This window comes from Pelomonas sp. Root405 (assembly GCF_001425165.1).
Lineage (GTDB): Bacteria > Pseudomonadota > Gammaproteobacteria > Burkholderiales > Burkholderiaceae_C > Pelomonas.
The window spans coordinates 92,347-106,241 of record NZ_LMDU01000017.1 but is presented as its reverse complement, the minus strand read 5'-3'; the positions used below and the strand labels follow the sequence as shown (position 1 = coordinate 106,241).

The 13,895-nt window shown below is 70.0% G+C and carries 15 protein-coding genes; 11 read left to right on the top strand and 4 right to left on the bottom strand.

Translation table 11 applies throughout. The features are described 5' to 3' along the window. Nucleotides 1–106: 106 nt before the first annotated feature. From ASC81_RS24855 to ASC81_RS24830, 6 genes are all read left to right on the top strand, one after another. Complete coding sequence (locus ASC81_RS24855) at nucleotides 107–1,876, top strand: magnesium chelatase subunit D (RefSeq protein WP_056273653.1); 1,770 nt, start codon at nucleotides 107–109, stop codon at nucleotides 1,874–1,876. A 52-nt stretch (nucleotides 1,877–1,928) separates the two neighbouring features. Then, on the top strand, nucleotides 1,929–2,072 hold the full coding sequence (locus tag ASC81_RS28020; RefSeq protein ID WP_235533774.1) for a hypothetical protein: 144 nt from the start codon (nucleotides 1,929–1,931) through the stop codon (nucleotides 2,070–2,072). A 369-nt stretch (nucleotides 2,073–2,441) separates the two neighbouring features. Next, entirely contained in the window at nucleotides 2,442–2,768 is a 327-nt protein-coding gene (locus ASC81_RS24845; RefSeq protein WP_056273651.1) for a helix-turn-helix domain-containing protein, read from the top strand. Beyond that, on the top strand, nucleotides 2,761–4,014 hold the full coding sequence (locus ASC81_RS24840) for a type II toxin-antitoxin system HipA family toxin (protein WP_235533772.1): 1,254 nt from the start codon (nucleotides 2,761–2,763) through the stop codon (nucleotides 4,012–4,014). The genes ASC81_RS24845 and ASC81_RS24840 overlap by 8 nt, the downstream gene beginning before the upstream one ends. Nucleotides 4,015–4,120: 106 nt before the next feature. Continuing rightward, nucleotides 4,121–4,423: a hypothetical protein gene (locus tag ASC81_RS24835; RefSeq protein WP_056273649.1), complete on the top strand. Its 303-nt coding sequence runs from the start codon at nucleotides 4,121–4,123 to the stop codon at nucleotides 4,421–4,423. Between the two features lie 190 nt (nucleotides 4,424–4,613). Next, nucleotides 4,614–4,943, top strand: a complete 330-nt coding sequence (locus tag ASC81_RS24830) for an SEC-C metal-binding domain-containing protein (protein WP_082536814.1) — start codon at nucleotides 4,614–4,616, stop codon at nucleotides 4,941–4,943. On the opposite strand, the gene bchO is transcribed toward ASC81_RS24830, so the two are convergent. Continuing rightward, nucleotides 4,906–5,805, bottom strand: coding sequence for an alpha/beta fold hydrolase BchO (gene bchO, locus ASC81_RS24825; RefSeq protein WP_082536813.1), 900 nt, complete (start codon nucleotides 5,803–5,805; stop codon nucleotides 4,906–4,908). The two genes, ASC81_RS24830 and bchO, sit on opposite strands and share 38 nt — an antisense overlap. Nucleotides 5,806–5,852: 47 nt before the next feature. On the opposite strand from bchO, the gene ASC81_RS24820 reads away from it, so the two are divergent. The 5 genes from ASC81_RS24820 to ASC81_RS24805 are packed head-to-tail and all read left to right on the top strand — an operon-like array spanning nucleotide 5,853 to nucleotide 10,359. Beyond that, nucleotides 5,853–7,433, top strand: a complete 1,581-nt coding sequence (locus tag ASC81_RS24820) for a phytoene desaturase (protein ID WP_056273639.1) — start codon at nucleotides 5,853–5,855, stop codon at nucleotides 7,431–7,433. After that, a complete protein-coding gene (locus ASC81_RS24815) occupies nucleotides 7,417–8,454 on the top strand; it encodes a phytoene/squalene synthase family protein (RefSeq protein ID WP_056273636.1) in 1,038 nt (345 codons plus the stop codon). Before ASC81_RS24820 ends, ASC81_RS24815 begins: the two co-directional genes overlap by 17 nt. Further along, a complete protein-coding gene (gene hemA, locus ASC81_RS24810; protein WP_056273635.1) occupies nucleotides 8,451–9,746 on the top strand; it encodes a glutamyl-tRNA reductase in 1,296 nt (431 codons plus the stop codon). The genes ASC81_RS24815 and hemA overlap by 4 nt, the downstream gene beginning before the upstream one ends. 4 nt (nucleotides 9,747–9,750) lie before the next feature. After that, entirely contained in the window at nucleotides 9,751–9,882 is a 132-nt protein-coding gene (locus ASC81_RS28115) for a hypothetical protein (protein WP_255354461.1), read from the top strand. A 27-nt stretch (nucleotides 9,883–9,909) separates the two neighbouring features. Further along, complete coding sequence (locus tag ASC81_RS24805) at nucleotides 9,910–10,359, top strand: BLUF domain-containing protein (protein ID WP_082536812.1); 450 nt, start codon at nucleotides 9,910–9,912, stop codon at nucleotides 10,357–10,359. Between the two features lie 4 nt (nucleotides 10,360–10,363). On the opposite strand, the gene ASC81_RS24800 is transcribed toward ASC81_RS24805, so the two are convergent. Genes ASC81_RS24800 through crtD form a run of 3 tightly spaced genes read right to left on the bottom strand, consistent with a single transcriptional unit; the run spans nucleotide 10,364 to nucleotide 13,886 of the window. Further along, complete coding sequence (locus ASC81_RS24800) at nucleotides 10,364–11,356, bottom strand: NAD(P)H-binding protein (protein WP_056273629.1); 993 nt, start codon at nucleotides 11,354–11,356, stop codon at nucleotides 10,364–10,366. After that, nucleotides 11,356–12,210, bottom strand: a complete 855-nt coding sequence (locus ASC81_RS24795) for a carotenoid 1,2-hydratase (RefSeq protein ID WP_235533770.1) — start codon at nucleotides 12,208–12,210, stop codon at nucleotides 11,356–11,358. Before ASC81_RS24795 ends, ASC81_RS24800 begins: the two co-directional genes overlap by 1 nt. Nucleotides 12,211–12,269: 59 nt before the next feature. Further along, nucleotides 12,270–13,886, bottom strand: coding sequence for a 1-hydroxycarotenoid 3,4-desaturase CrtD (crtD, locus tag ASC81_RS24790; protein ID WP_056273626.1), 1,617 nt, complete (start codon nucleotides 13,884–13,886; stop codon nucleotides 12,270–12,272). Nucleotides 13,887–13,895 lie beyond the last annotated feature (9 nt).

Here is a 13,895-nt window from a genome sequence, read left to right as displayed (position 1 = left end):
CGCATGGGTTCGTAGGTTGGGGTGAGCCCCGCGAACTCCGACGCCGACTGCATCGCTCGAAGTTGGGGTTCGCAAGGCTCACCCCAACCTACCCCGGCCACGCTGCATGACCGCCGCCGACCCCGCCACCCAGGCCACATGGTTGCTGGCGGTCGACCCAGCGGGCCTGGGCGGCCTGTGCCTGCGCGGCCCGGCCGGCCCGGCGCGCGACGCGCTGCTGGCCACCTTGCGCCTTGCGCTGCCTGCCGATACCCCCTGGCGCCGCCTGCCGCTGCAGGTCGACGATGAACGCCTGCTCGGCGGCCTTGACCTCGGCCTGAGCCTGGCCGCCGGCCGGCCCGTGGCGCAGGCCGGCTTGCTGGCCGAGGCCGCTGGCGGCGTGCTGGTGCTGCCCATGGCGGAGCGCGTCGATGCCGGGCTGGCGGCCAAGCTCGCGTCCGCGTTGGAACAGGGCTCGTCCCGCTTCTGCGTCGTGGCGCTGGACGAAGGCCAGTCGGCCGAGGAGCAGTTGCCGCATAGTCTGCTGGAGCGGCTGGCGTTGATCGCGAGCCCCGCAGCGCCCGACCTTGCGGCGGGCTTCGACCGGCTGGGCGAGGGTCAGGGCTTGCCGTTTGATCTGGTCGAAGCGCGGCAGCGGCTGGCCCGCATCCCTTACGACGACGCCACCGTGCAGGCGCTTTGCGGCACGGCCGCCGCGTTGGGTTTGCGGTCGCTGCGCGCGCCGTGGCAGGCCTGGCGCGCGGCTTGCGCGTCGGCGGCCATCGCGGGGCGAGATGAAGTGACGCAGGCCGATGCCGAACTGGCCGCGCGGCTGGTGCTGGCGCCGCGTGCGCGCGCCTTGCCGCAGTCGTCGGCGGAAGACGAGTCTGCACCCGAACCTGAGTCGTCCGCGCCGCCCGAGCTGAACCCGCTGGAGCCACAGCCCGAGGCCGAATCTGGCGACGCGCCACCGCCCGACCCGAGCGCCGGGGCGCAGCAGGCCAAGGCGGTGCAAGAGCAGATGATCGCCGCCACCCAGGCCGCCATTCCGCCCGGCTTGCTGGACAGCCTGGCCGGCACGTCCACCCAAGGCGGCGCAGGCGCCGGCCGGCGCGGTGCCGCCGCCCGCCCGGCGCAAAGCGGCCGGCCGCTGGCCTCGCGTCGCGGCAGCCTGCGCGCCAGCGCCCGGTTGGACCTGCTCGCCACGATGCGCGCCGCCATCCCCTGGCAGCGCCTCCGTCTGTTGGAGCGGGAGCAGCGAGGCCTCGGCCCGGCGCCGGCCCGCCTGCTGCTGTGTCGCGACGATTTCCACATCAAGCGCTACCGCCGCCCCGACGAGACGACCACCGTCTTCGTCGTCGACGCCTCCGGCTCCCAGGCGCTCAACCGCCTGGCCGAGGCCAAGGGCGCGGTGGAACTGCTGCTGGCCGACTGCTACGTGCGGCGCGACCGCGTGGCGTTGATCGCCTTTCGCGGCGATGGCGCCGAGGTGTTGCTGCCGCCCACCCGCTCGCTGGTCCACGCACGGCGTTCGCTCTCGGGCCTGCCGGGTGGCGGCGGTACGCCCTTGGCAGCGGGCATCGAAGCCGCATGGCTGCTCGGCAGCAGTCTGCAGTCGCGCGAAGGCGGCCGGGCCGTGCTCGTCTTCCTCACCGACGCCCGCGCCAACATCGCCCGCGACGGCAGCCCCGGCCGGGGCGCCGCCATGCAGGATGCGCTGGCCGCCGCCCGTCGCCTGCGCGCGGCTGGCCTGGCCAGCGTGCTCATCGACACGTCCCCCCGCCCCCAGCCCGCCGCGATGGCGCTGGCTCAGGCGATGGCGGCGCGCTATGTGCCGTTGCCGCAGGGGCAGGCGGTGGATGTTTATGCCGCGGTGGCGGTGGCGGTAGCGGTTTAACGGTCGGGTGGCAGCGCCATGTATTTCCGTCATGTCCCTTCAAGGATGGCCCATGAGCATCACCACCGTCTTCACCAACAACGGCTCCCACGCTGTGCGCTTGCCGGCGGACGCGCCGCTGACTGACGGCGTCAAGAAGGTGCAGGTGCACGCCCGAGGCCTCGAACTCATCATTTCGCCGGTGCGCCACAGCTAATACGAGTTCTTCAAGAACGGTCGCCGCGCCTCGGATGATTTCATGGCGACGCGCGCCGACCAGCAGCAGCCGAATCACGAGGCGCTCTGACGGCTGTGCCGCGATGTTGAAGTACCCGCGACACGAACTCCGCCATCTCTGTCATCAAGTGACGGGCAAATTCAACGACAACGCCGGCCGGCTGACCGTCTCTGCCATCACGTCGAGCGAGCTCGTGCCTCGACTCGGAGTCCAGCGGAGTCAGCTCAAGATGGTGTCGGCCAGGCGGTTGTGCAGGCTGCAGACCTGCTGTCCTTTCTGGCATTCGGTGGCATTGCAGTTTGTAAAACCAAAATTGCACAAAATAGGCTTCTTGTGTAATCTTGATTAATGCCTAAAGCCGCCTTTTCAGTAGCGAGCCTGCCCGGTCCTGTACAGATCTCCTTAGAAGTCCTTGGAGGCCATCTGCGGCTCGGCCGAAAGCGACGGAAGGAGTCGCTCCGCGCTTGGGCCTTGCGGATGGATGTCTCCGTTCCGACCTTGGCTGCAATGGAGAAAGGCGATCCACGCGTCAGTATGGGCGTGTATGCCACCGCTTTGTGGCTGCTCGGCCGAGATGGCGCGCTGCGGGATCTGGCGGCGCCAGAGCACGACGCCCAGGCTTTGGCGCAGGAGATCCTGGCCATTGAGAAGAAGGGGAGCCGACGCCGTGAATAGCGCCTACAAGCCGCAAGACACCATGAGCCTGTGGTGGCTTGGTGACGGGCCGGCGTCGCCGCGAAGCGTCGGCCAGATATTCCTGACCGAGGGCAACCGCAAAGTCGGCCTGGAGTATTCGGCCGACTGGCTGCGGTACGGCTTCCCCCTCAGCGAAGACCTGCCCTTGGGCCGCGGCGTCTACGTGCCCAAGGAGCGAGACATGGCTGCCGGCGCCGTTGACGATGCGCGCCCGGATCGCTGGGGCGAGCGTGTGATTCGCAACCTCTACAAACCCTCACGGCTGTCGGTGCTGGAGTACCTCTACTTTGCGGGCGATGACCGCTTCGGCGCGCTGGGTGTGTCGACAGATGCCGGCGGCTATCGGCCCAGCAGCGGGGGTGCCATCGCCAGCTTGGCGAACCTCGACGACATGCAGCGTGCGGTTGCTGCGGTCCTGGCCGACGAGAAGGTGGACGAGCGGTTGGTGCGCTTGGTCAAGCCCGGCCCGTCGTTTGGCGGCGCTCGGCCCAAGTCCTTGATCGAGATGGAAGGCGCGCAGTGGGTCGTGAAGTTCTCCGAAGGAGAGGACTTCAACACGGAGCTTGTCGAGCACGCCACCATGCGCCTGGCCAGCCAGTGCGGGCTGAACGTTGCGCAGACGCGCGCCCTTGCCTTGGCACGCGGGCACGCGATCGCAGTGAGGCGGTTCGATCGCTCCGGTGATACACGCTCGCATGTGATTTCGGCTAACACCGTGTTGCGTGCCAACGGCCTGCCCATGGGCTACCCCGAACTCGCGCAAAGCCTGCGTCGGATCGGCCGAGCGCAGGCCATTCGCGGGCAACAGAAGGAGTTGTTCAGCCGCATGGTTTTCAACATCCTGATGGACAACACGGATGACCATGAAAAGAACCACGCCTTTGTGCGCGCGGCAGACGGGTTCTACGACCTGTCCCCGGCCTATGACGTGGTGCCGTCGGTTCAGGGACTTGGTCAACAGCAGCTCAGGGTTGGCAAGGACCAAGCCGATGCGTCGATCGAAAATGCGTTGTCAGAGGCGCAAGCATTTGGGCTCACCAAGGACGTGGCGGTGGAGACTGTCACGGGCGTGGCAGTCGCTGTGGATGGATGGAAGGAGTTCTTCCGGGGGCTCGGCGTAAGCAAACGCGATTTGGACCAGATGACCCAATACATCGATGGCCCGAATCTGAAGGCGCAGCGCGCCGAGTTCATCGCCAGCAAAACGCCGGGCCTCTCCAGGTAGCGCGCTGGCGTCGGGCATGGACCCGCGCCAGGCTAGCCGGAGCCCCACGGCGTCGCCAAACCTGTAGCGCGCATCGAGGGCAGGCACGCTGCTCGATGAGTCGCCCATGTCGACATTGGCCAAGCTCGCCGAGCAGATCCATGCCGGCGAGGGCATCGAACTCATCTACTCATCGCTGTCTCAGACCGATAGCGCCGAGGGGCACACGCTGCTCATCGAGATCTACCGTGGCGCGGGGGAGCCATGGATTCTGGAGATTGAAGAAGAGATCGGCACGTCCACCGTGTGGAGCGACCACTTCGAGACCGACACCGCCGCCTTGGCTGCGGCGTTCGAGGCGACCGAGGCGGAAGGTGGGGTTCACGCTTCCGTGACCGACGAGCCCGAGCTATTGCGCCGGCTGTCGTAGATCGAGCACCCCGCGATGCAGCCCGGCATGCAAGACATGATGAAGCCGCTGTCGAAGGAGGAGCTTGAACAGCTGGACATGTTCCTGCTGGAGCTGGATGCCGAAGAGAACATGACGCTGGAGATGCTCTACGGCTATCGATGAGGAATTTGAGGATGCAGAAGCCTGGACCTTTGGCTTCACCGATGCCGTGAGCCTTAGCACTGCGGCTTGGCAGGCGCTATTCGATCACCCTGACCGCCGGGGTTGGTACCGGCCTATCGGCTTGCTGGGCGAAGTCGATTTCTCACCCGACCAGGATGAGCTGAGCCGCACCGCCGTGCAACGCGCGGCGCTGGCGGAGCAGGTCGAGGAGAGCCTGCTGAGCATCCACGGGTTCTGGCTGCTGTTGGGGCAAGCGGTTCTTGAGCGCGAGCCGGCACCGCGCATCAGCACCAAGGTCGGCCGCACCGAGCCGCGCCCCTGCGGCAGCGGCCAGAAGTTCAAGAGGTGCTGCGGGGCCGCGGCAGAACTGCACTGACAGTCCCCTCACGCGCATCGCAGGTCGCTTCCCGCAACGCCAACAGCAACGCATTGATCCGCTCCGGCGCCTCCTCATGCGCCAGATGCCCCAGCTCCGGCAGCGGATGAAAGCTCGCCCCCGGCAGCCACCGAGCCAGCTCCAGTGCCTGCACCGGCGCCACCGTGCGGTCGGCCAGGCCGGCCGCCAGCCACAGCGGCGTGTGCAGTTCGGCCAGGCGGGCCTGCAGATCATCCAGCTGCCAGCTCGCCAGCATGTCCAGCACGCCGCGCAGATGTTCGGGCTGCTTCAGCAGCTCGCGATAGTGCTGCACGCCGGCGTCGTCCAGGCGCGAGCCGGTGGAGGCGATCAGGTTGGTCAGTGCCCGGGGCTGGCCGGCGTGGCGGCTCACCCAGGCGGGCAGCCAGGCGCTGCGTGATGCGAGCTTGGCCACGGCCGGCGCCACCAGGCCCATCAGGCCGGGCAGCGGCTTCAGTGCGCCGTTGACAGCCAGCAGGCCGCGCGCTTGCGGCAGGCGGCCGTCCAGGTTCATCTGCACCATCACCGCCGCGCCAGCCGAATGCCCGGCCACCAGCGTGGGTTGCCAGTCCAGCGCGGTGAGCAGGTCGCCGACTGCAGCGGCCATGCGCGGCAGGCTGGCCTGGCGGTCGGCAAAGGCCTCGCTGCCGCCGTGGCCGGGCAGGTCGGGCACCAGCAGGCTGAAGTGCGCCGCCAGCCCGGGCAGGCAGGCGCGCCAAGACTGCAGCGACGAGCCTGTGCCGTGAAGCAGCAGCAGCCCCGGCCCCTCATTGCCCATGCGCAGCAGCCGCCAGCGCAATCCGCCGGCCTGCAGCTCCAAAGGCAGTGCGCTATCGCGACTCATCCTAAACCCGGTTGTAAACAAAACTAGACACTCGTAGTATCCGGCTCATGTTGACACATGGCCAGTCGCTTTCGCACGCCGCCGCAGGCGACCTGCGCCCGCACGCGCTGGTCATTGGTAGCGGCTTCGGCGGCCTGGCGGCGGCGGTGCGCCTCGGCGCGCGGGGCTACCGGGTGAGCGTGCTGGAAAAGCTCGATGCCCCCGGGGGCCGCGCCTACGTGCATAAACAGGACGGCTTCACCTTCGACGCCGGTCCCACCGTCATCACCGCACCCTTCCTGTTCGAGGAGCTGTGGGCGCTGTGCGGAAAGAAGCTGGCCGACGACGTCGACCTGCGCCCCGTGGCGCCGTTCTACCGCGTGCGCTTTTACGACGGCGCGAGCTTCGACTACAGCGGGGACGCCGAGGCCATGCGCGCCGAAGTGGCCAGGCTGGCGCCCGGCGACGTAGCCGGCTACGAGCGCTTCCTGGCGGCCAGCGAAGCGATCTACAAGGTGGGCTTCGAGCAGCTCGGCCACGTGTCCTTCGAAAGCTGGACGAGCATGGCCAAGGTGCTGCCCGACCTGCTGAAGCTGGAGGGCTTCCGCACCGTCTACGGCCTGGCTTGCAAGCACGTGCGGGACGAGAAGCTGCGCGTGGTGCTGACGTTCCAGTCGCTGTTGGTGGGCGGCAACCCGTTCTCCACGACGTCCGTCTATTGCCTGATCGCCTTCCTGGAGCGGCGCTTCGGCGTGCACTTCGCGATGGGCGGCACCGGCAGCCTGGTGCGCGGTCTCGTCGGGCTGATCGAAGGGCAGGGCGGACGGGTGCTGTGTGGCCAGTCGGTAGATGAAATACTGGTCGAGAACGGCGCGGCCTGCGGCGTGAAGCTGGCCGGCGGCCAGCGGCTGGCGGCCGACGTGGTGGTGTCCAACGCTGATGCGGCCTGGACCTACAAGCACCTGCTGCCCGGGCGCTACCGGCGTCGCTGGACGGACAACCGCATCGCCAAAGCGCGGTATTCGATGAGCCTGTTCGTCTGGTACTTCGGAACCAAGCGGCAATACCCGGATGTGGCCCATCACACCATTTCGCTCGGGCCCCGCTACGAGGGCCTGCTCGACGACATCTTCACGAAGAAGCACCTCGCCGCCGACTTCAGCCTCTACCTGCACCGCCCCACCGCGACGGACGCGAGCCTGGCCCCGCCCGGCTGCGACGCGTTCTACGTGCTGGCCCCGGTGCCTCACCTCGACGCCGGCGTGGACTGGCGCGAGCGCGCTGAGCCCTACCGCGCGGCCATCGCCAAGCGCCTGTCCGAGACGCTGCTGCCGGGGCTGGAGGACGAGGTCGTCAGCTCGCTGATGCTGACGCCGCAGGACTTTCAGGACCGGCTCAATGCCTACAAGGGCGCCGCCTTCGCGATGGAGCCGGTACTGACGCAAAGCGCCTGGTTCCGGCCCCACAACCGCAGCGAGGAGGTGGAGCGCCTCTACCTCGTCGGCGCCGGCACGCATCCCGGCGCCGGCCTGCCCGGCGTGCTGTCGTCGGCCCGCGTGCTCGATGCCATCGTGCCGCACGCGCGAGAACTGCCGCGCACCCATCAACTCCCGGCTGAGGAAGGCTTCGCCCATGTCCGACCTGCATGATTGCCCGCCGCTGCTCGCCGCGGATCTGGCCGCCTGCCGCGCCAGCCTCGCGCACAACTCCAAGACTTTTCACGCCGCCTCGCTGCTGCTGCCGCCTGCCGTGCGCGCACCGGCCACGGTGCTGTACGGCTTCTGCCGATTGGCAGACGACACGGTCGACGTGGAGGGCGGTCGGCGGCTGGCCATCACGCAGCTGCGCCGCCGGCTGGACCGGGTGTTCGAAGGCCGCCCGCAGCCGGTGCCTGCAGATCGCGCGTTGGCGGCCGTCGTCGCGCAGTTCGCCATCCCCCGCGCGCTGCTGGACCTGTTGCTGGAAGGCCTGTCGTGGGACGTCGAAGGCCGCGAGTACGAGACGCTGGACGACCTGCAGGACTACGCCGCCCGCGTGGCCGGTACGGTGGGTGCCATGATGAGTCTGCTGATGGGCGTGCGCTCGCCCGATGCGCTGGCGCGGGCCTGCGACCTGGGCGTGGCCATGCAGCTGAGCAACATCGCTCGGGACGTCGGCGAGGACGCCGCGATGGGGCGCCTCTACCTGCCGCGCCAGTGGCTGCGCGAGGCGGGCCTGGACCCGGCCGCCTGGCTGGCGGCGCCGCGCTTCTGCCCGTCCCTGGCCGGCGTGGTTCAGCGCCTGCTGGATGCCGCCGATGCGCTCTACGCCCGTGCCGCTTCCGGCGTGGCCAGCCTGCCGCTCGCATGCCGCCCGGGCATCAACGCGGCGCGGTTGCTATATGCCGCTGTCGGACATGAAGTGACGCGCGCCGGGTGCGATTCGGTCAGCCGCCGCGCGGTCGTGCCGCGCCGGCGCAAGCAGCGGCTGCTGTTTCAGGCCGCCATCAGCCTGTGGCCGGCGCAGGCGCGGCTGCACGCACCGCCCTTGCGCGCCAACCGCCCGTTGCTCGCCGCGGTCGCAGCCACGCCCGCGGCGGCGCCGGTCCGCAAGGTCGACTTCGTCATCGGCCTGTTCGACCGCCTGGGCCGGCAGGATCGCCAGGCGGGCATGGGCAGGAGCGTTGCATGAGTGTGCTGGCACTGGGCCTGAACCACGGCAGCGCGCCGCTCGATCTCCGCGGTCGCTTCGCCATTCCGCTGGAGGCGCTTGGGCGCAGCGTGCAGGGGCTGCGCAGCCACCTGGCGCGCGCCGAACCCGAGGTCGCCATCCTGTCCACCTGCAATCGCACCGAGTTGTACGTCGGCCTGCCGCCGACCGGCTGCCCGCGGCATGCGCTGGAGCTGGTGGAGCCCGCCATCGAATGGCTGGCCGAGCAGGGCGGCACGCGGCCCGACAACCTGCGCAGCCACAGCTACTTCCTGCAGGGGGCTGACGCCGCGCGCCATGCCTTCCGCGTCGCCGCAGGGCTGGACTCGATGGTGCTCGGTGAACCGCAGATCCTCGGCCAGATGAAGGTCGCCGTGCGTGAGGCCGACAGTGCCGGAGCGCTCGGCACCACGCTGCACCAGCTCTTCCAGCGCAGCTTCGCGGTGGCCAAGGAGGTGCGCAGCAGCACCGAGATCGGCACGCATGCGGTGAGCCTTGCGGCAGCGGGCGTGCGTCTGGCGCAGCAGGTGTTCGAGGACCTGCACGACACGCGCATCCTGTTCGTCGGCGCGGGCGAGATGATCGAATTGGCGGCGACTCATTTCGCTTCGCAGGGGCCGCTGCAGATGACCGTTGCCAACCGCAGCCGGGAGCGCGGTGAGCGTCTGGCGCAGCGGCTGGGTGCCGAGCGGCTGCCGCTGGCCGAGCTGGGCGAGCGCCTGCATGAGTTCGACATCGTCATCAGCTGCACCGCCAGCATGTTGCCGCTGATCGGCCTGGGCGCCGTGGAGCGCGCGATGAAGGCGCGCAAGCGCCGCCCGCTGCTGATGCTGGACCTGGCCGTGCCGCGCGACATCGAGCCCGAGGTGGCGCGGCTGGACGGGGTCTTCCTCTACACCGTCGACGACCTCGCCCGCCATGTGCAGACCAGCGGCGAGCGCCGCCAGGCCGCAGTGGCTCAGGCCGAGGCCATCGTCAGCGCGGGCGTGGACAGCTTTGCGCAATGGCTGGAGCAGCGCGCCAGCGTGCCGCTGATCCAGGCGCTGCAGCGCCAGACCGAAGACTGGCGCCAGACGGAGCTGGCCAAGGCCCGCCGCGCGCTGGCCAAGGGGCAGGACGTGGACGCCGTGATGGAGACGCTGTCGGCCGCACTGACGCGCAAGATGCTCCACGGCGCTTTAAGCGAGCTGCACGGCAGTGCTGGCCCTGCCCACCAGCAGTGGATGGACTCGGTGCAGCGGCTCTTCCTGCGGCCCGCCGCGGTGCGCGAGTGACCGCGTGAGCAGCCACTGGTTCGGCCTGATCGAGCTGCTGCTCGTCTTCGGCCTGGTCCTCGGCTGGGCCGGCTGGCAATGGTGGGACTGGCGGCGCTGGCGCAAGCGGCAGAAGTCGCGCGACCCGGACGAATAGCAGCAAGCGCAGGCTCAGGAGGGCGACATGCCTTATCAAGTGATCTATTCGTCCGCCTCGACGACGCCCATGCAGAGCGAGGACCTCGACGCACTGCTGGCGCAGGCACAACGCAAGAACGCCGCCGCCGGCATCACTGGCGCGCTGGTGTACGTGGACGGCTGCTTTCTGCAGGTGCTCGAAGGGCCGGCCGGGCCGGTGCAGACGCTGATGGACAGGATCCGCCGCGATCCCCGCCACGAAACCGTCACGGTGCTGCAGGCGCACGAGATCGGGGCCGCGGCGTTCCCTGACTGGACGATGGCCCATGTCGGCGCCACCGCCGCCGAGGTGGCCGCCTGGGCGGGCCTGAGCGCCAGGACGGAGCTGCCCGACACACTGGCCGAGATGGGTCGGGACCGCCAGCGGGCGATGCAGGCCTTGGACGGGATCCTGCGGGTGCTGGTGCGCACGCCCCCGCCAGCTGACCAGCAGTGAACCCTCAGAACACCGCGTGGTCGCCCCGTTCGGGCAACTGCTCGCTGCCGCCGGCCAGGTCGGCATAGAAGTCCGCCAATGTCTGTCGCCCCGTGGACGGCGTGGCGGCGGCGTCATAGCGGCCGGTGAGCGGGTCCAGCACCAGCATCGACTCGGTGGCGTAGTAGCGGCCGATGCGCGCCAGCTCGGCCTTCTCGGCGAGCTGGGGGGCGATGCGACCGAGGGCGGACAGCGTCGCGATGACGGCGTCCAGCAGCCCGACCGGCACGCTCTTGAAGCGCGGTTCGCGCCCCAGTGCTGCGAACAGCAGTTCGCCCTGCGCACGAGGCGTCAGCGCGGGCCCCGGACCGCCAATGGGCAGGATACGGTTGCGACGTTCGCGCAGGTGCAGGCCGTCGGCCAGGTAGTCCGCCAGATCCCCGTCGCTGATGGGCTTGCAGGCCGTCAGTTCGCCGCTGCCGAACACGAGAAAGGGCTTGCCCTGCCGGACGCGTTCCACCTGGCCCGACAGCGATTTGAAGAAAGCCGTCGGCCGCACGATGGAATAGGTGAGGCCCGAGTCGATCAACGCCTGCTCGAAAGCGAGCTTGGCCTGCTGGAAGGCGAGCCGGGGCCTTTGCACGCAGATCGCCGACAGCAGCACCATGTGGCCCGCCCCGGCCAGCCGAGCGGCGGCGAGCGCCTGCAGGTGGGCCTGGTGGTCGATGGCCCAGGCGTCGCGCGGCGCGCCGGTGCGTGAGGCCAGGCAGGACACCAGCGCGTCGAATCGCTCGCCACGAACGCCGTCGCGCTGCAGCGAGGCCGGGTCGCCCACATCTCCGAGGCGAACGACGGTGCCTGCCAGCAGCCGCTCGATGTCCCGCTGTTGCAGGCGTCCGCCCACGCCTGCGTTCGGGCGCACAAGACAGACGACCTCATGACCGCGCCGCAGCAGTGCCTTGGCAGTGGCCCGGCCGATGGTGCCGGTGGCACCGAGCAGCAGCACGCGTTGCGGCATCACGAGCTCGCGACCCAGCTCGGCCGGCGTGGCATTCGGAAGGGCAGTAGGGCCTGCACCCACGGCTGGCTGAAGCGTTGCAGCGACAGGCTCTCATGCACGGACAGCGCGCCGTCGTGCGCGTCGCGCAACAGCGAGCGGCTGTAGAACGGCCCGCTTTCCAGCGTGGCGAGCAGCTCGGGCGCCTGCGCTGCGCGCGTGCTGCGCGCCAGCCCCCAGGCGGTGCCGGGGAGGGCGCATGGAGGCGGCAAAGGGCGGGCGTGGATGCGGCCAGCGGCGTCGATGTCCAGCGCCACAGCTCGCTCGCTACCGTCGGCGCACTGCACCTCGTAGAGCACGCGGCTGGCGTGGTCGGGCAAGGCGCGGCGTGACCATTGCCAGCCGGTGAAGTCGCGCGCCAGCGGGCGCGCGCCGTGGTTCATGTCGAGGTAGGCGTCACCCTGCCAGCGCAGGCCCGGGGCGTCGAAGTCCAGCTCGATCCGTGCGCGCGGCGCCAGGGGTTGCCATCGGTGGCGCCCCGCGGCGTCGAGCGCGAAAGCTTTGCCGGGCAGTCGTTGCGGCTTCACCCGGATGTGGCCGTGCAGGCGGCGCGGCCACGGCGCCGTCCATTCGTCGACGTCGATGTGCAGCGCGCCGCCATCGGTCCAGGCCAGCCGGCTCGGGCCGATCTGCAGGTGCGCTTCGCTGCGCTGCAGCTGCGTGTCGCCGCGCTCGGTCATGGCCCACAGGCGCTGGTAGCGGCTGTGGCCGGGCGGGCGGCGGTAGAGCGACACGTTCAGCGCACAGTGCGCCTCGGGCCGCGCACCGCCGTCACCGTGGCGCTGCCGCGCCCAGGCGTAGTAGGGCGAGAACACGCTGCCGACAAAGGCGATCAGCGTCAGCGCGTGGGCGCTGCCGTCGGGCTGTGGGTCGCTCAGCGCGTCGAGGTACCACCAGGCATAAGCACCGGCGTCGAGCGCGAGGTCGAACGCAGGGCCGCGCTCACCTGCTCGGCCGCCAGCTGGCCCGAAAGCGCCGCCATCGGCACGCCCGGCCCCGGGTGCACCGAGCCGCCCGCCAGCCACAGCCCCGGCACCCGCGTGCGGCCATCCGGGCGCGCGAAGAAGCTCGCCTGCCAGCCCCGGCTGGCCGGTCCATACAGCGCCCCGCGGCTGCCCGGGAACATCTGCGCAAAGTCCTGCGGGCGCGTTAGCACCGGCGCCTGCGGGCTGTGCGACAGCCGCAGTCCCGCACGGCTCAGCTGTGTCCACATCTGCTCTTCGCATTGCGCGATCTCCTGTTGGGTGAGCTGGCGCCTTTCAGCGCTCGCTGGTGCGTTGACGAGGCACATCAGCCGCTCCGGCCGGCCTGCACCGTCCCGACCCGCCTGCAGCTGGCCATCGCGGTCCTGAGCGCACACGTAGACCGTAGGGGTTTGCGGCAGCCCGCCATTGGCGATGGCGTCGAACTCGGCGCGATAGTCCAGGGGGCGACCGAAGAACACGTTGTGATGGGACAGCTCGGCGCCTCTCGCTTCGGCCTCGAAGTGCCACGTCAGGGCGGACAGCGACGGACTGGGCGGGCTCGCCACCCACGGCCGGCCCAGCGCCTGTTGCACCTCTGCGCCGAGCAGGCCCTGGCCGAGCGCCTGGGCGTCGCCATTGAAGACGACCGCTGCGGCGTCCAGGCGCCGGCCATCCGCCAGCTCAACGCCTCTGGCCCGCCCGTCGGCGATCAGCAGGCGGCGCACCTCGCAGCCGTAGTGCAGCCGCACGCCCTGCTGCTGCGCGCAGCTCGCCAGCGCCTGCGTCAGCTGGAACATGCCGCCCTGCACCTGCCAAACCGCCTCGCGCTCCACATGGGCCACCAGCATCAGCGTGGCCGGCGCGTCGAAGGGCGAGGAGCCGCAGTAGGTGGCATAGCGGCCGAAAAGCTGTTGCAGGCGCGCGTCGTGGAAGTAGCGGCCCAGCTCGCGCCAAAGGGTCGTGAACGGGGAAATCTGCAAAAGCTGGCGCAGGCCCGGCAGGCCTTGCTGGCGCAGCACCCGCCAGGCCAGCGAGCCCGGGGTGGGGCGGCTGCTGCGCATGAAGGGGCGGTCCAGCGTGCGGTAGACGGCCTCGGCGCGCGCGCAGAAGGCGCGGTAGCGGCCGGCTTCTGCCGCGCTGCTGAAGGCGGTAATCGCCGCGACGCTTTGTTCCAGATCGGCCGCGAGGTCGAGCTGCTCGCCAGGCCCCCACCAGTGCCGGGCCAGCACGTCGCAGCGGCGCAGATCGAGGTGGCTGTCGAGCGACTGGCCCAGGCGGTCGAACAGGTCATCGAACACCCAGCGCATGGTCAGCACCGTGGGACCGGCATCCAGGACAGGACCGCCGGCGACCGCCACCTGCCGCATCTTGCCTCCAGGGGTTGCAGCCTTTTCGATGACCTCGACCGCGAAGCCCTCGCGGCCGAGCAGGGCCGCCGCCGCCAGACCGCCCACGCCCGCGCCAACGACGACCACACGCGGTGGCCGGGTGCCGTGGAAAGAAAGCGGCACTGCAGGAAGCCTCATTGACGCCCG